This window comes from Branchiibius hedensis (assembly GCF_900108585.1).
Taxonomy (GTDB): domain Bacteria; phylum Actinomycetota; class Actinomycetes; order Actinomycetales; family Dermatophilaceae; genus Branchiibius; species Branchiibius hedensis.
Window position 1 is genome coordinate 1,308,293 of sequence record NZ_UESZ01000001.1, and the last position, 18,270, is coordinate 1,326,562.

The following is an 18,270-nucleotide window of genomic DNA, read 5'->3' on the forward strand; positions in this document are numbered from 1 at the left end:
CATCGACACTTGCATGCCCGGAGTACCAGACCTAGCCCCCGCCGGGTGGCCGCCCTCAGCCGACCGTTCGGTGGATCACCAACGGCAGAACACCGATCGCACCCGCGTCCCGCAGCGCCGCAGCCGCCACCGTGCACACCCAACCCGACGACGTTTCGTCCACCACGAGCAGCACCTGCTCCCCCGCCACTGCAGGCGGATCGACCAGCGTGCCGCGCCACCACGCCGCCTCCTCACCGGATGCCGCGGCGCCGGGGTGACCGGCCAACCACACGTCCCAGGAGGCAGCCGGCAACCGGCCGGCCGTGGCCAGCCGGTCGGCGACCGATGCGACCAACGAGCGACGGTTCGCAGCAGCCAGACTCACGATCATGGTCGGCCGGCTCGACCACGAATCCTTCCACCCGACAAGGCAACTCACGGCCGCGGCTAGTAGGTCATCGGATGCGGGCCCGTCGGAAGACAACGGGCCGGCCAGCTCCGTCGACCACTCGACCGCATCGGCGTGCACGAGGACCCGGCCCGGCTCGGCCTGCAACTGTGGTGGGATCCGACCCTTGGTGCCGAACGCGCCGCCCGGCCACATCTTGCGAGGTTCGAGGACCTGGCTGCCGGTCCGCAACCGGGACCGCACACTGGCGACTGCCTCTGACGGCACCTCAGCGCTCAGCCCATCCGGCAGTGAACCCAGACAGACACTGCATCTGCCGCACGGCGTCGCCGTCGGATCATCCAGCGACTGCTGCAGCAGCTGCATCAGACAACGCTCGCCGCGCACGTACGCCCGCATGATGTCCGCTTCAGCACGTCGCTGGGCGAGGACCCCGTCGTAATGCGCCTGATCGAAGGACCACGTCGCACCCGTGCTGACCCAACCGTCGGCCGTGCGTGCGACGACGTCCTCGACCGCCAGTTGCTTCAGCAACAACTCGACCCGGGACCGCCGGATGCCGGACTCTGCTTCCAACGCCGGGATCGACTGCGGCTGCTGCGACAGGAGAGCCAGCAACCGAGATACCTCCGAGGCGGTCGGAATCGTCGCTGTTGCGAAGTAGTCCCAGACCGCGTCGTCGGACGGTGCCGGGAGCAGCAGCGCAACCGCCGAGTCGATCGCACGACCAGCGCGACCCACCTGCTGGTAGTACGCGACCGGTGATGGCGGAGCGCCGACGTGCACAACAAATCCCAGGTCCGGTTTGTCGTAGCCCATCCCGAGCGCAGACGTCGCCACCAACGCCTTGACCGAGTTGTCGCGCAGCGACTCCTCCAACCGCAGCCGGGTGTCCGCGTCCACTCCACCGGTGTAGGCCGCGACAGGCAACCGATCGCCGTACTCCGCATTGATGGCGTCCGCGAGACGTTCGGCGTCGGCCACGGTCAGGGTGTAGATGATCCCGCTGCCCGGCAACGACGGCAGGTTGGCCACTACCCAGGCATAACGCGATAGCGGGTCCATCCGCGGGAGCACCGCCAACTGCAGACTGCGCCGCGCCAGCGGTCCTCGCAGGACCGTTGTCGCCGAACCAAGCTGTGCCGCAACGTCGTCCACGACCCGCGAGTTCGCGGTCGCCGTCGTGGCCAGCACCGGAGCCGACGGCGACAAAGTGGGAAGCAGCCGCGCCAACCGGCGATAGTCGGGGCGGAAGTCGTGGCCCCAGTCGGAGATGGAATGCGCTTCGTCGATCACCAGCAACCCGAGCCGGCCCGCCAGCGCGGACATCACCCGCTCACCGAATGCCGGGTTCGCCAACCGTTCGGGTGACACGAGCAGGACGTCGAGTTCGTCGGCCAGCAGGGCGGATTCGACTGCTGACCAGTCGTCGAAGTTGGCGCTGTTCAACGTGGCCGCCCGCAGACCAGCGCGCGAAGCAGCCGCCACCTGATCGCGCATGAGCGACAGCAGCGGCGACACCACCAACGTCGGCCCGGCCCCTTGCGAACGCAACGTCGCCGTCGCGATCCAGTAGACCGCCGACTTGCCCCAGCCGGTCGCCTGGACGACGAGCACGCGCGCCCCGGGTTGCAGCAACGCGTCGAGTGCCTCGCCCTGTCCGTCGCGCAGGTGTGCGTCGGGACCGGCCAGCGCCGTGAGCGTGCGGGCGGCGACAGGCGTCAAGGTGTTGGTCGACATGCCCCAGACACTGTCAGGCGGCACCGACAAGCGCTCAGGACTTGTTCTGCTGGGCCCGCCGGGCCGCCAACGCCGCCTTCTTGCGGGCCAGCTCTGCGTCCTCGATCGTGGCCGCCGCTTCCGGCGTCGGTGCCTTGCCGCCGAGCCGGGCCGGCAGGAACACGAGGTCATCCCCGGTCAGCGGCTCGTAGGCCTCCTGCACCTCGTGCAGCATCGTCTCCATGACCGTGTGAAGGCTCTTGGTCGCCGTGTCGGCGTCTTCGGAAGGATCGATCCAGATCGGTTCGCCGACCCGGACGGTGATCGGGATGTTGGTCCGGCCAAGACGCTTGGGGTGACCCTTGGTCCAGATCCGCTGCGACCCCCACACGATGAGCGGCAACACCGGCACCCCGGCCTCAGCCGCCATCCGAACAGCACCCGTCTTGAAGCCCCGCAGCTCGAACGATCGCGACACCGTGCCTTCGGGGAAGACTCCGATCAGTTCGCCGGCCCTGAGCGCCTTCACGGCCTCGTTATAGGCGCCGATCCCTGCCGATCGATCCACCGGAATGTGCTTCATCCCGCGCATCAACGGCCCGGAGATCTTGTGGTCGAAGACCTCCTGCTTGGCCATGAACCGGATCATCCGATGTTGGTCGAGCGCCGGATATCCGGCCAGCGCGAAGTCCATGTAGCCGATGTGGTTGAGCGCGATGACCGCGCCGCCCTTGCGCGGGATGTTCTCCGAACCGATCCGGGTGACCTTCAGACCCTGGGCCACAAAAGCCCCCTGCGCGATGCGGATGATGCTCCCGTAAAAAGGCTCCATCCGACCAGCTTAGGCGGAATGCGCGCCCGGGTCGGGCGGGTTGCACTGTGCGTGAGCATCTCGTTGTCCGTCCTGGATCTGTCCCCCATTGCCTCCGGCCGAACCGGCGCCGACGCCCTCCGCGAAACCGTGCAGCTCGCCCAGGCCGCTGAGTCGTTCGGCTATCACCGTTTCTGGGTCGCGGAGCATCACAACATCCCCAGCGTCGCGAGCAGCGCTCCCGTGATCATGATCGCGACCGTCGCCGACCACACCACGACGATCCGGGTGGGCGCGGGCGGGATCATGTTGCCCAACCACGCACCGTTGCAGGTGGCCGAGCAGTTCCGGGTCCTCGAGGCTTTGCACCCGGGCCGGATCGACCTCGGCCTGGGTCGCGCACCCGGGACCGACCAGCTGACCGCACTGGCGTTGCGCCGCAGCCGAGAAGCGCTGATGGCCAACGACTTTCCCCAGCAGTACGCCGAGTTGTTGGCGTACGTCGAGGGGTTCCCCACCGACCACCCGTTCGCCCCGATCTCAGCCCAACCGACCGACGTACCGTTGCCTCCGGTGTGGATCCTCGGATCCAGCCTGTACGGCGCGCAGGCGGCTGCCGCGGCCGGTGTCGCCTTCGCGTACGCCGGGCATTTCGGCGAGGCGGACCCGCGCGAGGCGATGCAGATCTACCGCGAGGAGTTCCGACCGACCGGCAAACCGGGCGCTCTCACCCAGCCGCACAGCATGCTCGCGGTCGCCGCGATCGCGGCCGACAGCGAGCAGCGGGCGGCCGAGCTGCAACGTGCGGCCGCGTTGTCCATGGTGCGGTTGCGGCAGAACAAGCCCGGTCCGCTGCCCTCACCAGAGCAAGCCGCGGCGTACGACTGGACCCCGCTGGACGAGCAGATCGCGGCGAGTTTCGCCCGGTTCGCCACGGTCGGCACGCCCGAGCAGGTCGCCGAGGGGATCGCGCAGCGCGCGGCCGCCTGCGGAGCCGACGAGCTGATGATCACCACCAACGTGCACGACCCGGCCGAGCGGATCGCGTCGTACGAACTGCTGATGAAGGCCTGGAACTAGCTACAGCCCGAACTGCTCGATCGTCGCGCGCAGCGCGCGGGCCGAGGCCAGCAGGCCGGCTTCTTCCTCGTCGCTGATCGGGGTGTCCAGGCGCATGTCGCAGCCGCGCCGGTCGACGATCGAGGGCAGCGACAGACAGACCTCGCCGATCCCGTGGAAGCCGGTGGCCAGCGTGGACACCGGCAGGATCCGGCGTTCATCGCCGAGGATCGCCTCGACGATGCGGGTGGTGGCCAGGCCGATGGCATAGTTGGTCGCGCCCTTGCCCTCGATGATCTGGTACGCCGAGTGGACCACCTCGTGCGCGATCCGCTCCCGGACCGTTTCATCGACCGGCGCGTAGCCTGGCATCGGCGTCCAATCCAGCAGCGGCAGACCGCCGATCGTGGCCGTCGACCACAGCGGGATCTCCGAATCGCCATGCTCACCAGCGATATACGCGTGCACGTTCTGCACCGCCACGCCGGTGGCCTGGGCGATCAGGTAGCGCAGCCGGGAGGAGTCCAGCACGGTGCCGGAACCGAAGAGCTGGTTGGGCGGCAGGCCGGTGGTCTTCAGGGCCGCGTAGGTCACGACGTCGACCGGGTTGGTGACCATGATGATGATCGCCTTGGGCGCCACGGACACGAGGTCCGGGAGCACCTGCTGCGCGAGTTTGATGGTGGTCTCGGCCAGTTCGAGACGACTCTGCCCCGGCTTCTGTTTGGCGCCGGCGGTGAAGACGATGACGTCGGAGTCGGCGCACACCGAGGCGTCGGTGCCGCCGATGATGTCGGCTGCCGGGTTGAACTCCGAGCCGTGCGCGAGGTCCAGGACCTCCGCATCGACCTTCGCCTTGTTGATGTCCATGAGGGCGACGGTGCGCGCCGCACCGCGAGTCAGGAGGGCGTACGCCGTGGTGGCGCCGACCGCGCCCGCACCGATGACCGAGACTTTGCTGCCCTGGATGGGGTTCATGGCTCCATCTTGTCGGGTCCGCCGCCTCGATAGGCTCATAGGTGTGTTGCCCACCGCCCGCGCGATTCGTTACGTAACGCCACTGCGCGAGGGTGGCTCGCTGCCCGGCGTGGTCGAAGCCGACGATGACGGCACATGGGTCCTGAAGTTCCGCGGCGCCGGTCAGGGCCTGAAGGTGCTGGTCGCCGAGGTCATCGTCGGTGAGCTCGGCCGGGCGCTGGGCATCCGCGTGCCGGCCCTCAAAGCCATCGAGTTGCCGTCCCCCATCGCCAAGTACGAGGCCGACGAGGAGGTCCAGGACCTGCTCACCGCGAGTGTCGGGTTGAACCTGGGCGTCGACCTGCTGCCGGGTGCGTTCGGGTACGACGGGTCCGCGCCTCCCCCGGCCGCGGTAGCCGCCGAGATCCTCTGGCTGGACGCGTTCACTGCAAACATCGACCGGACCCCGCGGAATCCGAATCTGCTTGTGTGGCATGGCGAAACGTGGTGTATCGACCACGGTGCCGCGCTCTACTTCCAGCACGCCTGGCCCACCCGCGCGCCGTCGCCGTCCCGGTTCGCCGAGCAGCCCTATGACGCCGAGAGCCACATCCTGCGACCGATCGCGCGGGATGTGGCGGGGACCCATGCGCGCCTGTCCGCGTTGGTGACACCCTCTCTGCTGGCGGAGGTGGTCGACCTCGTGCCCGAAGAGTGGTTGGAGACCACCGAATGGCTGCCGTCGGCGGCCAGTGTCCGATCGGCGTACGTCGATCATCTCCTTGCGCGGGTAGCGAACCCGGCCGCGTGGCTGCCCGGGGACCTGCCGTGAGGTACGGCTACCAATACGTGGTCCTGCGCTACGTGCCCGCGGTGGAGCGGGAGGAGTTCGTCAACGTCGGTGTCGTCCTCTACGCCCAACTGGCGGACTTCCTCGGCGTGGCGTACTCGCTGGATGCTCCACGTCTGCAAGCCTTTTCGCCGGCTGTGGACCTGCCCGCGCTGACTCAGTCGCTTGCCGCGTTGGAGCGGGTGTGCGAGGACGATCCGCCACCGGGCTTGCCGCAGCACGCCAAGCCCGGGCAGCGGTTCGGCTGGTTGTCGGCGCCGCGCAGCACTGTCCTGCAGCCGGGGCCGGTGCACGGCGGCGTCACGGCCGACCCCGCGGCCGAACTCCAGCGGCTGTTGGCGAAACTGGTGACATGACGTCACTGGTCTGGCAGCCCGCCACTTCCGCACCCTCGTTGATGGCGCCCTCGACGGCAACCGCCGTCGCTGCGCTGGACTTCGCCGACGAGGTCGAGGCCGTGTCGATCGACCCGGCGATCAGCGACACCGCTGCGCTCGTCGAGGCGACCGGTATGGATCTGGCTGACTCCGCGAACTGTGTGATCGTGGCCGGCAAGCGCGATGGCGTCGAGCGCGTGGCTGCCCTGTTGGTCCTCGCTACCACCCGCGCGGACATCAACAACGTCGTCCGGCGGCACCTGGACGTGCGCAAGATCTCCTTCATGCCAATGGACGACGCGGTGACCCGAACGCAGATGGAGTACGGCGGCATCACCCCGATCGGACTTCCGGATGACTGGCCGCTTCTGGTGGATTCCGCTGTGCTGCAGCGTGCTTCGATCGTCATCGGTTCGGGGATTCGGGCAGGCAAGTTGCGAATGCCGGGCGCTCGCGCCGCGGAGCTCGCGAACGTCACGGTCATCGACGGCATGGCCCGGGTCGTCGATGCGTGAGACGGTCCGGTCGGCGGTGGCCGCGATCGCACCCATCGACGTACTGGCCGGAGAACACATCCGCGACGCGTTGACCTGGATCGACAGCGGCGCGGACCTGTTCCGCGTCGAACGACCAGCGACCCCCTCCCCGCACCTCGTGTCCTACTTCGTCCCGATCGACACCACGCGACGAACGCTGCTACTCGAGGAGCATCTGCGGTCGGGTCTCTGGCTGCCACCCGGCGGTCACGTGGAGGTCGACGAAGACCCGCGGGACGCCGTACGTCGGGAATGTCTGGAGGAGTTGGGAGTTGAGGCGAGGTTCCTCGCGGCCGGCCCCTTGCTGGTGACCATCACGGACACCACCCGCGAGGTCCACACCGACGTCAGTCTCTGGTACGCGATCGCGCTCAGCCAGGACGAGCCGATGCGGATCGACACGCGGGAGATGGCGAGCGTGCGGTGGTTCTCGTTCGCGGAGGCGACGGGCCTGGATCCGATGACGACCGACCCGCATCTCGCCCGTTTCGTCAGCGCTATCGACGGCCTTCTCGCAGTCACTGAGGAGAGTGCATTTCTGCGGACGAACGGCTGAGTCAGCATCCCTCAGAAGGCGCGTTGCCCGCCGAATCGGGCTCGCCCGTTAGCCGCCTCGCACAATGGTGGCGATGGCCATCCCGAAGACACCGGCACCGAGGATGAGCGGCACCGCACCGATTCTGCGGCCTGACGGCAGGCTGATGAACACCAGACCCAGGCCGATGAGCAGTACTCCTATGACCAAGAGAATCCACACCTCGGGTCTGCGCAGCTGTTTGCCTGCCTCACCTTTCATGCGATCACTCTGGCACGCCGTTGGCGTTACGAACGCGCACCAAACGCTGCCGGTCCAACGTGGCGACGATGCCGCGGCCACCGTGCCGCCCGGCATACCAGGCTGCGGTCGGTCCACACTGGCCGCCGATCTCGTGGATGCGTGACCCGCGCGCCCGCCAGCGGCAGGTGCCGTCGTTCAAGCGCAGGGTGAAACCGGCGGCGTCGTAGCTGATCTCGGCGCCCACAGCGCGCCACGGGTGCCGGGCGAGTGTCCACCAGAAAGGGCACACCCGCACAACCGCGACGACGGACCACCAGAACAGAAACAGCACCGCGGTCATGATCACGACCAGAAACTGCTCAGGTACGACGATCGTGTCGCCCATGTCGTTGATCCACCAGGTGCCGGCAACGTAGGCCAGCGTCGTGGCCACCAGGAGAGGAAGGAACGCGGACACCGACCGACGGATCAGCCAGCGGATCGTCCGGCTGTCCCGCATCGCGGCTGCACGGTCGTCGGGTCGGCGCAGTGTTGCAAACGCGTCGAAGATGCCGGGGTCGGGCACCGGAAGGCTCCGTGCCTGCAGTACGTCCAACTCCTCTGGCGAATACCAGCGAATCGACAGGCCTGCCAGTTCGGCGTTCAGGTCTGGCCAGTTCTCGACGTCGACGTACGCCGGAGCATCCGGCACTCTCAGCGGTGCCAGCGGGGCGAAACCCAACGTCAGGGAAGGCTCCTCGAAACCTTCGGCGATGAATTCCGGATCCGGCGCGTCGTACTCGACGAGGGCCACCCAACCGGTCCAGCAACCGGAGCCGACCAGCCCGGCGAATTGCTCTCGTCCGGCGGCCACCGCTGCCGGCGTCGGCGCCCATTGATCACTCATCGAGGACCCGTAGGGCCCAGGCGGCGACCGCCGTCGCGGCGGCCACGTTGAGCGAGTCCACTCCCCCGCGCATCGGGATCGTGACGACCAGATCGCTGGCCGCCAGGGTGGCCGGGGACAGTCCGTCGCCTTCCGTGCCGACCACCAATGCCAACCGCGACAGCGGCCCGGCGGCCAGGGCATCCAGTGACACGGCGTCGTCAGCAAGGGCGAACGACGCCACGGTCCAGCCGTCCTGCTGCAACGACGGGACAACACCCGGCCACGGATCGATCCGGGTCCACGGCACTTGAAACACCGTGCCCATCGACACCCGAATAGCCCTGCGGTAGAGCGGATCCGCACACCGCGGCGTCACCAGCACCGCGTCCATTCCCAGCGCTGCCGCCGACCGGAAGATCGCGCCGACGTTGGTGTGATCGACGATGTCCTCACAGATCAGCACCCGGCGCGCGCCGGACAACACGTCGTCAACAGAAGGCAACGTCGGCCGGTGCATCGACGCCAACGCGCCGCGGTGCAGATGGAACCCGGTCATCTTCCGGATCACTTCAGGTGATGCGACGTAGACCGGCGCGTCCGTCGACGAAACGACGTCGGCCATGTCCCCCAGCCAGCGCTCGGCCATCAGGAACGATCGCGGCTCGTGACCGGCCGCCAGCGCCCGCCGGATCACCTTCTCGGACTCGGCGATGTAGAGCCCCGAAGCCGGTTCGAGGATCCGGCGCAGCGCGACGTCGGTCAGCGAGAAGTAGTCGCGGACCCGTTCATCACCCGGATCATCGATCCAGTTGACCATCAGGTCGCGGAACGGGCCGCGTACCGGTCACCATGCCGGTCCAGCACCAGCGGCATCCCGAATGTGGCGCCCAGATTCTCGGCCGTCAGTGTCTCGTCGATCTGACCGGCCACCACGACCGAACCTTCGCGCAGCATCAACACATCGGTGAACCCCGGCGGGATCTCCTCGACGTGGTGGGTGACCATCACGATGGCCGGTGCGTAGACGTCCTGCGCGATCTCTCCGAGTCGCCGCACCAGGTCTTCGCGGCCGCCGAGATCCATTCCAGCGGTGGGTTCGTCGAGGATCAACAGTTCCGGGTCGACCATCAGCGCCCGAGCGATCTGCACCCGCTTGCGCTCACCCTCGCTCAACGTCCCGAACGTCCGGTCCACCAGATGCGCGGCGCCCATCAGGTCCAGCAACTCGACGGCGCGCCCGTGGTCCAGGTCGTCGTACGACTCCCGCCAACGGCCCACGACGCCGTACGACGCGGTCACCACCACGTCGCCCACCCGCTCGTCGTTCGGGATGCGACTGGCCAGGGCCGCCGATGCGATGCCGATGCGTGGCCGCAACTCGAACACGTCGACCTTGCCCAACTGCTCATCCAGCACCCGGGCGACCCCGGACGTCGGGTGCATCTGGGCCGCCGCGATCTGCATCATGGTCGTTTTGCCGGCGCCGTTCGGGCCGAGAATGATCCACCGTTCGCCCTCGTCGACACCCCAGGTGACCTTGTCCAGCAGCTTCCGGCCGCTACGGACAATGGTCACCTCGTCGAAATCGAGCACGTCACCCATGCCCCCGAGGTTAGCCACCTACGATCGTGGGGATGTTCGCGCTCCCTGCCTCGACCCGCCTGTGCTTGTGGGTGACCAGTGCCTGGCACGGCAACCTGCGCGTCGAAGAGGCCGTTGACCGGGCGCTGCCCGACGTCGACGACATCTCCGGAGCCGTGAGCCGGTTCACCGACTGGGCCGAATTCGGCGAGCAGGTCCTTGCCTGCGCCCTGCCGCGTGCCGGCGCGCCTGGCCTGCTGCCCCGCGGGCCGCAGGAGATGCGCCAAACCGCGATGGACCACGGCGAATGCGTCTTCGTACCAGGCCTCGGCGGGGTGGTGGTGCCAGTCGTCAGTGAGTACGGCGCGGGCAGCGACCTGGGCGTGAGCGTCGAGTTCCTGCCGTTCGACGCCGACCCCGTTCCCCAGCACCGGCTGACCGGGATCGACGTCGGGTTTGCCGAACGGGAGTTGCGCGCCGCTCTGGGCTCATCCACGGCAGCTCTGGAGGAACTGGATCTCGGCGGCACCGAACTACGCCGCCCAGCCGTGTCGCGACCCAGCGAGAACTGGGCGCTACCCGACGATCTACCCGCCCGCGCCGCACGACTGATCGAACTCGCGGGCACGATCCTGTCCGCGGTCGAGGTCGCTCAGGAGCACACCGGGGACCTCGTCGGCGGTCGCGATGGCGCGGTGGCCGCTCAGTTGCAGACTCTCGAGGCCGCGGCCACTACCGCCCTTGAGCATGCGACCAACTCGGCCGCCCTGCGTATCGCCGGTCTCATTCCGGCCGAATAGCCGCCACCAATCGCGCGGTCACCTCCCGCATCACCCCGGCCCGTTCAGTCTGACCGGCGGTTTCCAAAGCCACCGCGGCGGCCTCCCGCTCCGCGATCTCGGATCTGACCAGGGCTTCGATGTCCTCCTCGGTGAGTTCCCGGCGCGGCGCTTCGGCAGCACCCGCTCCGGCCGCACTGGCCTCGATAGCCCCGGCTCGTGGCGCTTCGACGCCCTCGGACGATGCGTTGTCGATAGCGGACAGGGTGCTGCGCAGCGCTGCGACCAGGTCGCGGTCACGCGCGTTCATCGCCGTCCGCAACTGCGCCCGGAGCCGACCGACGAGCGGAGCGGTCATCGCAGGACGGACTCGTAGACCTCGACAGTACGCCGCGCGATCGCCTCCCAGCCGAAGTCCGAGATGGCCCGTTCCCGGCCCGCGATCCCCCGGCGCCGCGCCTCGGCTGGATCCGAAACTGCTTGCGCCAGAGCAGAACTCAGATCCGCGACGAAGGTCGCCGGCGACACCGGTGTCCCCGTCCCGTCCGACACCTGCTCGATCGGCACCAGCCACCCGGTCTGCCCGTCCAGCACCACCTCCGGGATGCCACCAGTCGCGGTCCCGACGACCGGCAACTCGCAGGCCATCGCCTCGAGATTCACGATGCCCAACGGCTCGTAGATCGACGGACACACGAAAACCGTTGCGGCAGAGAGCAACGCCACGATCTGGGGACGCGGCAACATCTCGGTGATCCAGAAGACGCCGTCCCGCGACGACCGCAGCCCCGCCACCAGCGACTCCACCTCGGCAAGGATCTCGGGGGTGTCCGGTGCCCCCGCACAGAGGATGATCTGCACCTCTGGCGGCAACGACGCGACCGCCTGCAGTAGGTAGGGCAAGCCCTTCTGCCGGGTGATCCGACCGACGAAGATTACGCTCGGACGCGACGGATCCACCCCCACCGATTCGACGAAGGACACTGCCGTCGATGAGACGTCTCGCGCCCACTCCTCGGTGTCAATTCCGTTGTGCACCACGTGAACCCGTGCCGGGTCGAGGGACGGATACGAGGCCAGCACATCTTTGCGCATGCCGTCGCTGACGGCGATCACGGCGTCCGCCCCCAGGTAGGCGGTCTTCTCCACCCAGGAGGACACGGCGTACCCACCACCGAGTTGCTCGGCCTTCCACGGCCGCAGTGGCTCCAGGCTGTGCGCGGTGATCACGTGCGGTACACCGTGCAGCAACGAGGCCAGGTGCCCGGCCATGTTGGCGTACCAGGTGTGCGAGTGCACCACGGAAGCCCCGCCGCAGTCGGCCGCCATCGTGAGGTCGACACCCAGCGTCTGCAGCGTGGCGTTCGCCGCGGCGAGTTCTGGCAGGTCGGCGTACGACGAGGTGTCGGCCTCGTCCCGCGGCCCACCGAAGGCGCGGACCTGGGTCTCGATGTCGAGTGCCCGCAGGGCCTTCACCAACTCCGTCACGTGCACGCCGGCGCCACCGTAGATGGTCGGTGGGTATTCCTTGGTCAGTACGTCGATCCTCACCCGCATGACGCTAGTCCAAACGGCGGGATCCAAACAGCGACAGATACGCCCGTGGCGGCATAGGTTGTGGCCATGGCGAGACGAAGCGGTCTACGAGTTCTGGCGATCGTCCTTGCGGGCGGCGAGGGCAAACGGTTGATGCCACTGACGGCAGACCGGGCCAAACCGGCGGTCCCCTTCGGCGGCATCTATCGCCTGATCGACTTCGCGCTGACCAATGTCGCGCACAGCGGCTATCTGCAGATGGTCGTGCTGACGCAGTACAAGTCGCACAGTCTCGACCGGCACATCAGTAAGACGTGGCGGTTGTCCAGCATGCTGGACAACTACGTGACCCCGGTGCCGGCGCAACAGCGCCGCGGGAAGAGCTGGTACTCCGGATCAGCCGATGCGATCTACCAGAGCCTGAACCTGATCTACGACCACAAACCGGACATCGTGGTCGTCGTCGGGGCCGACCACGTCTACCGGATGGACTTCAGCCAGATGGTGATGCGGCACGTGGAGAACGGTGCCGCGGCCAGCGTCGCCGCGATCCGTCAGCCGATCAGCCTTGCCGACCAGTTCGGCGTGATCGAACTCTCCGACACGGGCGACGACAAGATCGCCGCCTTCCGCGAAAAGCCATCTGACCCAAAGCCGTTGGCCGACGCACCCCATGAGGTTCTGGCCTCGATGGGCAACTACGTTTTCGATGCCGACGCCCTCGTCAAGGCCGTGCTCGAGGACGCGAAAGACGACGACAGCAAGCACGACATGGGCGGCAACATCATCCCGGCGTTCGTCGATCGTGGTGAGGCCTATGCCTACGACTTCAAGGACAACGAGATCCCGGGCGCGACCGAACGCGACCGCGGCTACTGGCGTGACGTCGGCACGTTGGACTCCTACTACGAGGCCCACATGGACCTGGTGTCCATCCACCCGGTGTTCAACGTCTACAACTACGACTGGCCGATCCTGACCAACGACGGCTCCTTCCCGCCGGCGAAGTTCGTGATGGGTGCCGAACAACTCCAGGGTGTTGCTACCGGTTCGATGATCTCCCCCGGCTGCATCATCAGCGGGTCCAGCATCGATGAGTCCGTGCTCGGTCTCAACGTGCACACGCACAGCCGCTCCAGCATTCGCGGCTCGGTCATCCTGGACGGCGTCGATGTGGGTCGCGACTGCGTCATCGAGCGCGCCATCATCGACAAGGAAGTGCGGGTGCCCGCCGGCGTCACGATCGGCGTCGATCACGAGCAGGACCGGGCGCGCGGGTTCACGGTCACGGACTCCGGTATCACCGTGGTCGGCAAAGGCACCATCATTGAGGGGTGACCGCTGCCCTTATCGTCATCCTCGCCGCTGACCCTGCCGCTCTTGAAGCCGCCCAGTCCGACGTACGCCGAGTGGTCGCCTCCGTGGGCGGCGGCACCGATGCGTGGACGAAGCTGACGGATCGGCCCCTCACAGCGGTCTCCACCCAGGTCACCGGCACGGACATCACCGCACTGCGGACGGTACTGGCGCAGGTCGCCACCAATCACGAGGTCGACCTGGCTGTCACGGACGTTGTGATGCACACCGCGGGTCCCGGTTTGCTGATCATGGACGTCGACAGCACCTTGATCCAGCAGGAAGTGATCGAGCTCCTGGCTGCACACGCCGGCCGCGAACGCGAGGTTGCCGTCGTCACCGAGCGCGCCATGCGCGGTGAACTCGATTTCGCGCAGTCCCTCCAGCAGCGGGTCGCCGCACTGGTGGGGCTACCCGAGAGCGTGTTCGAGCAGGTCCGCCGGCAGGTCCAACTCAGTCCCGGCGCCCGCAATCTGATCACGACGGCCAAGGAGCATGGCTTCATCGTCGCCGTCGTCTCCGGCGGTTTCATTGAGGTCGTGGGTCCACTGGCCGCTGACCTGGGCATCGATCACGCCCGCGCCAACGCGCTGGAGGTGCGCGACGGCGTACTCACCGGTCGCACCACCGGACCGATCATCGACCGGGCCGCCAAGGCCGCCACCCTGCGCGAGTTGGCGACAGCGCATGGCATCCCGCTGGAGCGCACCGTCGCGGTCGGTGACGGCGCCAACGACCTGGACATGCTCGCCGCGGCCGGACTGGGGATCGCCTACAACGCCAAGCCGATCGTGCGCGAGCAGGCCCACGCGGCCCTCAACCAGCCCCATCTGGACAGCGTCCTGTTCATGCTCGGTCTCGCCGCCGACCGGCACTCCCTACACTCGGTCCATGACTGAGGACCGCGAAGCAGACGCGACCGAAGCCCCCCGCACCCTGCTCATCATCGGCGGCGCCGAGGACAAGGTCGGCCGCGTGACCATCCTGCGCCGGTTCGTCCGGCTCGCCGGCGGGCGCGCTGCCAACATCGTCATCATCCCGACCGCCTCCTCCGTCCCCGACGAGGTCGTGTCGGTCTACTCCACGGTGTTCAGCCGCCTCGGAGTCCAGGACATCGGCGCGGTCAACCCGCCGTCCCGCAGCGCCAGTAGTGACCCGGATCTGGTCGCCCGCCTGGACCAGGCCACCGGCGTGTTCCTTTCCGGCGGTAACCAGTTGCGGTTGTCCCAGCTCGTCGTCGGTACCCCCATGGGCGAAGCACTGTTGCGCGCCTACCGCCGGGGAGCGGTCATCGCCGGCACCAGTGCCGGCGCCTCGATCATGAGCCAGTTCATGATCTCGATGGGTGAGGAAGGGGTCACACCCCGACAACGCTCGAGCCAGTTGACCGTGGGGCTGGGGCTGCTCACCGGGGTCATCGTCGACCAGCACTTCGACCAGCGCGCCCGCTACGGCCGGCTGATGTCCCTGGTGGCCGGCTCCCCCAGCCTGCTCGGGATGGGGATCGACGAGGACACCGCCGCTGAGATCCGCGATGAGACCGAACTGACCGTCGTCGGGTCCGGCGCCGTGTTCGTCGTCGACGCGCGGTCGGCCATCACGGATGCTCACGAGGCCAAACGTGATGCGCCGCTGCTGGTTTCGGGCGCCGTCGTGCATTCGCTGCCGTTCGGTGCGACGTTCGATCTGACCACCGCGACCCTGACCCACTTCGTCGAGAAGAACGCCGACATCTCGGTGTCCTTCAGCCGCGACCGGCACGACACCGCCGCCGCTGCCGCCGCCCTGCGCCACTGATCCGGAGGCCCCACGTTGTCCCGTCCCGAACGACCCGAACCGTCCGGCCCACCGGCCCCAGAACTCACCATCGCCGAGCGGCGCGTCTACCGCGGCCCCAATGTCTGGTCCTTCGAGCAGGCAATCCATCTGGTCGTCGACCTGGGGGTGCTCGAGTCCTACCCCACCGACACGCTGCCCGGTTTCACCGATCGACTTCTTGAGGCCCTCCCAGCCCTCGCCGAACACACCTGCTCCCGTGGCTACCGCGGCGGCTTCGTCGAACGTCTGCGGGAAGGGACCTGGCTGGGTCACGTCACCGAGCACGTGGCGCTGCAACTGCAGCAGGAGGCGGGCCACGACATGCGCCGCGGCAAGACCCGCGCGGTCAAGGACGTTCCGGGCCGTTACAACATCGTCTTCGGGTACGTCGATGAGCGGGTTGGTCTCGCGGCCGGCGAACTGGCCGTGCGACTGGTCAACGACCTGGTCGAGCACGATCCCGACTTCGACTGGACGACCGAGCGGGACGACTACCTCCGGTTGGCTGCCCGCACCGCCTTCGGTCCGTCCACCGCGGCCATCCTCGAGGAAGCGGTCAGCCGGGACATCCCGTGGACCCGGTTGAACCAGTATTCGCTGATCCAACTGGGTCAGGGCGTGCACCAGCAGCGGATCCGCGCCACGATGACCTCGCAGACGTCCGCGTTGGCAGTCGACATCGCCGGCGACAAGAACCTCACCACCACCTTGCTCGGCTCCGCAGGTCTACCGGTGCCGAAGGCGGAGACGGTGCGTTCAGAGGACGCCGCCGTGCGGGCCGCCCGCCGGATTGGCTACCCCGTCGTGGTCAAACCGTTGGACGGCAACCACGGCCGGGGGTCTGCCTCAACCTGCGCTCGGAGGAAGACATCCGGGAGGCCTTCCCCGTCGCCGAGGCGGAGTCGCGCCGGGGTGTGGTCCAGGTCGAGTCCTTCATCACCGGGAAGGACTACCGCTGCCTGATCATCGACGGTCACATGGCCGCCATCGCCGAACGCGTTCCGGCCCACGTGATGGGCGACGGGGAGCACTCGGTCACCGAACTGGTCGACATCACCAACGCCGACCCGCGCCGCGGGGTCGGCCACGAGAAGGTGCTGACCCGGATCCGGGTCGACGATGCCGCCGTCGAGTTGGTGGCCGACCAGGGGTACGCGATGAGCGACATTCCGCCCAAGGGCGAGATGGTCAAACTCGCCCTCACCGGCAACATGTCGACCGGAGGCATTTCGGTGGACCGCACGTTCGATGCGCACCCCGACAACGTCGAGATCGCCGAAGAGGCCGCCCGGGTCATCGGTCTGGATGTCGCCGGTATCGACTTCATCTGTCCCGACATCACAGCGCCCGTCCGGGAGACCGGCGGTGCGATCTGTGAGGTCAACGCCGCTCCGGGCTTCCGCATGCACACCCACCCGACCGTCGGTGAGCCGCAGTTCATCGCCAAACCGGTCGTCGACCTGCTCTTCCCGCCGGGGAGCCCGGCACGGGTGCCGATCGTCGCGGTCACCGGCACGAACGGCAAGACCACCACTTCCCGGATGCTCGCGCACATCATGAAGGGCATGGGTCGCAAGGTGGGGATGACCTCCACGGACGGCATCGTCATCGATGAGCGTCTGCTGATCAAAGCCGACGCCTCCGGTCCGCGGTCGGCGCGGATGGTGCTGCAGAACCCGCGGGTCGATTTCGCCGTCCTGGAGGTCGCGCGCGGCGGGATCCTGCGCGAGGGCCTGGGTTACGACCGCAACGACATCGCCGTGGTCACCAACATCGCGGCCGATCACCTTGGTACTCGTGGGATCGAGACGTTGCAGGATCTGGCGAACGTGAAATCCGTGGTGGTCGAGGCGGTTCCGCGGGACGGTTTCGCTGTCCTGAACGCCGACGATGACCTGGTCCGGGCGATGCGGCGGCGGTGCAGCGGCACGGTGGTGTGGTTCTCGATGGAGCCGCCGGGGAGCCGGATCCGCGAATTCATCGACGACCGCTGCCGGCGTGGTGCCCGAGCCGTCGTCCTCGAACCAACCGATCGCGGCGAGATGATCGTCCTGAAGCAAGGCCGCCGCTCGATGCCGTTGGCCTGGACACACCTGTTGCCCTCCACCTTCGGCGGCGCCGCCCGGATGAACGTTGCCAACGCATTGGCCGCCGCTGGAGCGGCGTTCGCCGCGGGGGCTCCGCTGCATGACATCCGGCAGGGTTTGCGGACCTTCACCACGTCGTACTACCTGTCCCCCGGACGTCTGAACAAGGCCGAGATCAACGGCTGCGACGTTTTCGTCGACTACTGCCACAACCCACCCGGTATGCGGGAGCTGGGTGAATTCGTGGAGCGGTACGCCGCGCAGAAGGAGCGCTCGGTCGAGCACCCGGTGACGCGCATCGGGATGATCGGTGCCCCGGGCGACCGTCGCGACGCCGACATCATGGAATTGGGCACCATCGCCGCCCAGCACTTCGACGTCCTGGTGGTGCGCGAGGACGAGAACCTGCGGCGCCGGGAGAAGGGTGTCTCCGCCGAACTGCTCGCCGAAGGTATCGAGGCAGCCATTGCGGACGGCGCCCGTTGCCAGACCGTCGTCACCGTGCTCGATGAGCTCGAAGCTACCCGTGAGGCGATGAATCGGGCCCGCCCCGGCGACCTCGTGGTGCTGTGCGTCGACCAGCACGCCAAGGTCGTCGCCGAATTGGAGGACTACACCAACCAGGCCGGCGCCGGATCGCGCACCACCGAATGGCAGCCGGGCGACCCCGACCTCGATCCGCGGGAGCTGTCCGACCAGGCCGCCCTGCAGTCTGCGCAAGACGAAGAGGACCTGCGCAAAGTCCTGGAGGACCAGGAGCCGTAGAC

Annotated in this window: 20 protein-coding genes; 11 read left to right on the forward strand and 9 right to left on the reverse strand. The window is 67.8% G+C overall.

The window, feature by feature from the left end; all coding sequences use genetic code 11:
* Positions 1-55: 55 nt before the first annotated feature.
* Positions 56-2,131 (reverse strand): RecQ family ATP-dependent DNA helicase, encoded by a 2,076-nt coding sequence (locus tag DR843_RS06440; RefSeq protein ID WP_109684622.1) that lies wholly within the window; start codon positions 2,129-2,131, stop codon positions 56-58.
* 34 nt (positions 2,132-2,165) lie between these two features.
* Positions 2,166-2,942, reverse strand: a complete 777-nt coding sequence (locus DR843_RS06445; protein ID WP_109684623.1) for a lysophospholipid acyltransferase family protein — start codon at positions 2,940-2,942, stop codon at positions 2,166-2,168.
* Between the two features lie 51 nt (positions 2,943-2,993).
* On the opposite strand from DR843_RS06445, the gene DR843_RS06450 reads away from it, so the two are divergent.
* A complete protein-coding gene (locus DR843_RS06450) occupies positions 2,994-4,001 on the forward strand; it encodes an LLM class flavin-dependent oxidoreductase (RefSeq protein ID WP_211310190.1) in 1,008 nt (335 codons plus the stop codon).
* Here the strand turns inward: DR843_RS06450 and DR843_RS06455 are convergent, their stop codons facing one another.
* Positions 4,002-4,958, reverse strand: coding sequence for an L-lactate dehydrogenase (locus tag DR843_RS06455; protein ID WP_109684625.1), 957 nt, complete (start codon positions 4,956-4,958; stop codon positions 4,002-4,004).
* 43 nt (positions 4,959-5,001) lie between these two features.
* Here DR843_RS06455 and DR843_RS06460 point away from each other — a divergent pair, with 43 nt between their 5' ends.
* The 4 genes from DR843_RS06460 to DR843_RS06475 are packed head-to-tail and all read left to right on the forward strand — an operon-like array spanning position 5,002 to position 7,256.
* Positions 5,002-5,769: a HipA family kinase gene (locus DR843_RS06460; protein WP_109684626.1), complete on the forward strand. Its 768-nt coding sequence runs from the start codon at positions 5,002-5,004 to the stop codon at positions 5,767-5,769.
* Positions 5,766-6,143, forward strand: coding sequence for a DUF3037 domain-containing protein (locus tag DR843_RS06465; RefSeq protein ID WP_245934028.1), 378 nt, complete (start codon positions 5,766-5,768; stop codon positions 6,141-6,143). The genes DR843_RS06460 and DR843_RS06465 overlap by 4 nt, the downstream gene beginning before the upstream one ends.
* Positions 6,140-6,679 (forward strand): YbaK/EbsC family protein, encoded by a 540-nt coding sequence (locus DR843_RS06470; RefSeq protein ID WP_109684628.1) that lies wholly within the window; start codon positions 6,140-6,142, stop codon positions 6,677-6,679. Before DR843_RS06465 ends, DR843_RS06470 begins: the two co-directional genes overlap by 4 nt.
* The gene (locus DR843_RS06475) at positions 6,672-7,256 is read left to right on the forward strand and encodes an NUDIX domain-containing protein (RefSeq protein ID WP_109684629.1); all 585 of its coding nucleotides are present in this window, start codon (positions 6,672-6,674) and stop codon (positions 7,254-7,256) included. The genes DR843_RS06470 and DR843_RS06475 overlap by 8 nt, the downstream gene beginning before the upstream one ends.
* A 48-nt stretch (positions 7,257-7,304) precedes the next feature.
* On the opposite strand, the gene DR843_RS06480 is transcribed toward DR843_RS06475, so the two are convergent.
* From DR843_RS06480 to DR843_RS06495, 4 genes are read right to left on the reverse strand one after another with little or no spacing between them, the layout of a single operon-like run.
* Positions 7,305-7,496, reverse strand: a complete 192-nt coding sequence (locus DR843_RS06480; protein WP_109684630.1) for a hypothetical protein — start codon at positions 7,494-7,496, stop codon at positions 7,305-7,307.
* A 4-nt stretch (positions 7,497-7,500) separates the two neighbouring features.
* The gene (locus DR843_RS06485; RefSeq protein WP_146202501.1) at positions 7,501-8,364 is read right to left on the reverse strand and encodes a hypothetical protein; all 864 of its coding nucleotides are present in this window, start codon (positions 8,362-8,364) and stop codon (positions 7,501-7,503) included.
* Entirely contained in the window at positions 8,357-9,163 is an 807-nt protein-coding gene (locus DR843_RS06490) for a TrmH family RNA methyltransferase (protein ID WP_109684632.1), read from the reverse strand. The genes DR843_RS06485 and DR843_RS06490 overlap by 8 nt, the downstream gene beginning before the upstream one ends.
* A complete protein-coding gene (locus DR843_RS06495) occupies positions 9,163-9,948 on the reverse strand; it encodes an ABC transporter ATP-binding protein (protein WP_109684633.1) in 786 nt (261 codons plus the stop codon). The genes DR843_RS06490 and DR843_RS06495 overlap by 1 nt, the downstream gene beginning before the upstream one ends.
* 32 nt (positions 9,949-9,980) lie before the next feature.
* Here DR843_RS06495 and DR843_RS06500 point away from each other — a divergent pair, with 32 nt between their 5' ends.
* Complete coding sequence (locus DR843_RS06500) at positions 9,981-10,727, forward strand: hypothetical protein (protein ID WP_109684634.1); 747 nt, start codon at positions 9,981-9,983, stop codon at positions 10,725-10,727.
* On the opposite strand, the gene DR843_RS06505 is transcribed toward DR843_RS06500, so the two are convergent.
* Together DR843_RS06505 and glgA are read right to left on the reverse strand one after the other, a co-directional pair.
* Positions 10,711-11,064 (reverse strand): GatB/YqeY domain-containing protein, encoded by a 354-nt coding sequence (locus DR843_RS06505; protein WP_109684635.1) that lies wholly within the window; start codon positions 11,062-11,064, stop codon positions 10,711-10,713. The genes DR843_RS06500 and DR843_RS06505 overlap by 17 nt on opposite strands.
* Entirely contained in the window at positions 11,061-12,257 is a 1,197-nt protein-coding gene (gene glgA, locus DR843_RS06510; protein WP_109688650.1) for a glycogen synthase, read from the reverse strand. The genes DR843_RS06505 and glgA overlap by 4 nt, the downstream gene beginning before the upstream one ends.
* A gap of 72 nt (positions 12,258-12,329) precedes the next feature.
* On the opposite strand from glgA, the gene glgC reads away from it, so the two are divergent.
* Genes glgC through DR843_RS06530 form a run of 5 tightly spaced genes read left to right on the forward strand, consistent with a single transcriptional unit; the run spans position 12,330 to position 18,268 of the window.
* Positions 12,330-13,580 carry a glucose-1-phosphate adenylyltransferase gene (glgC, locus tag DR843_RS06515; protein ID WP_109684636.1) on the forward strand — a complete coding sequence of 417 codons (1,251 nt, stop codon included), beginning with the start codon at positions 12,330-12,332 and terminating at the stop codon, positions 13,578-13,580.
* Positions 13,577-14,497: a phosphoserine phosphatase SerB gene (gene serB / locus DR843_RS06520; protein WP_109684637.1), complete on the forward strand. Its 921-nt coding sequence runs from the start codon at positions 13,577-13,579 to the stop codon at positions 14,495-14,497. The genes glgC and serB overlap by 4 nt, the downstream gene beginning before the upstream one ends.
* Positions 14,490-15,395 (forward strand): cyanophycinase, encoded by a 906-nt coding sequence (locus DR843_RS06525; protein WP_109684638.1) that lies wholly within the window; start codon positions 14,490-14,492, stop codon positions 15,393-15,395. The genes serB and DR843_RS06525 overlap by 8 nt, the downstream gene beginning before the upstream one ends.
* Positions 15,396-15,410: 15 nt before the next feature.
* Positions 15,411-16,379 (forward strand): cyanophycin synthetase family protein, encoded by a 969-nt coding sequence (locus DR843_RS20520; protein ID WP_245934029.1) that lies wholly within the window; start codon positions 15,411-15,413, stop codon positions 16,377-16,379.
* Entirely contained in the window at positions 16,331-18,268 is a 1,938-nt protein-coding gene (locus tag DR843_RS06530; protein ID WP_245934030.1) for a Mur ligase family protein, read from the forward strand. Before DR843_RS20520 ends, DR843_RS06530 begins: the two co-directional genes overlap by 49 nt.
* Positions 18,269-18,270: the final 2 nt, after the last annotated feature.

Coding starts and splice junctions, on each gene's coding strand:
- glgC (WP_109684636.1), top strand. CDS start 12,330: ATGGCGAGACGAAGCGGTCTACGAGTTCTGGCGATCGTCCTTGCGGGC.
- DR843_RS06500 (WP_109684634.1), top strand. CDS start 9,981: ATGTTCGCGCTCCCTGCCTCGACCCGCCTGTGCTTGTGGGTGACCAGT.
- DR843_RS06470 (WP_109684628.1), top strand. CDS start 6,140: ATGACGTCACTGGTCTGGCAGCCCGCCACTTCCGCACCCTCGTTGATG.
- DR843_RS06495 (WP_109684633.1), bottom strand. CDS start 9,948: ATGGGTGACGTGCTCGATTTCGACGAGGTGACCATTGTCCGTAGCGGC.
- DR843_RS06525 (WP_109684638.1), top strand. CDS start 14,490: ATGACTGAGGACCGCGAAGCAGACGCGACCGAAGCCCCCCGCACCCTG.
- DR843_RS06490 (WP_109684632.1), bottom strand. CDS start 9,163: ATGGTCAACTGGATCGATGATCCGGGTGATGAACGGGTCCGCGACTAC.
- DR843_RS06445 (WP_109684623.1), bottom strand. CDS start 2,942: ATGGAGCCTTTTTACGGGAGCATCATCCGCATCGCGCAGGGGGCTTTT.
- DR843_RS06475 (WP_109684629.1), top strand. CDS start 6,672: ATGCGTGAGACGGTCCGGTCGGCGGTGGCCGCGATCGCACCCATCGAC.
- DR843_RS06480 (WP_109684630.1), bottom strand. CDS start 7,496: ATGAAAGGTGAGGCAGGCAAACAGCTGCGCAGACCCGAGGTGTGGATT.
- DR843_RS06455 (WP_109684625.1), bottom strand. CDS start 4,958: ATGAACCCCATCCAGGGCAGCAAAGTCTCGGTCATCGGTGCGGGCGCG.
- DR843_RS06440 (WP_109684622.1), bottom strand. CDS start 2,131: ATGTCGACCAACACCTTGACGCCTGTCGCCGCCCGCACGCTCACGGCG.
- DR843_RS06485 (WP_146202501.1), bottom strand. CDS start 8,364: ATGAGTGATCAATGGGCGCCGACGCCGGCAGCGGTGGCCGCCGGACGA.
- DR843_RS06505 (WP_109684635.1), bottom strand. CDS start 11,064: ATGACCGCTCCGCTCGTCGGTCGGCTCCGGGCGCAGTTGCGGACGGCG.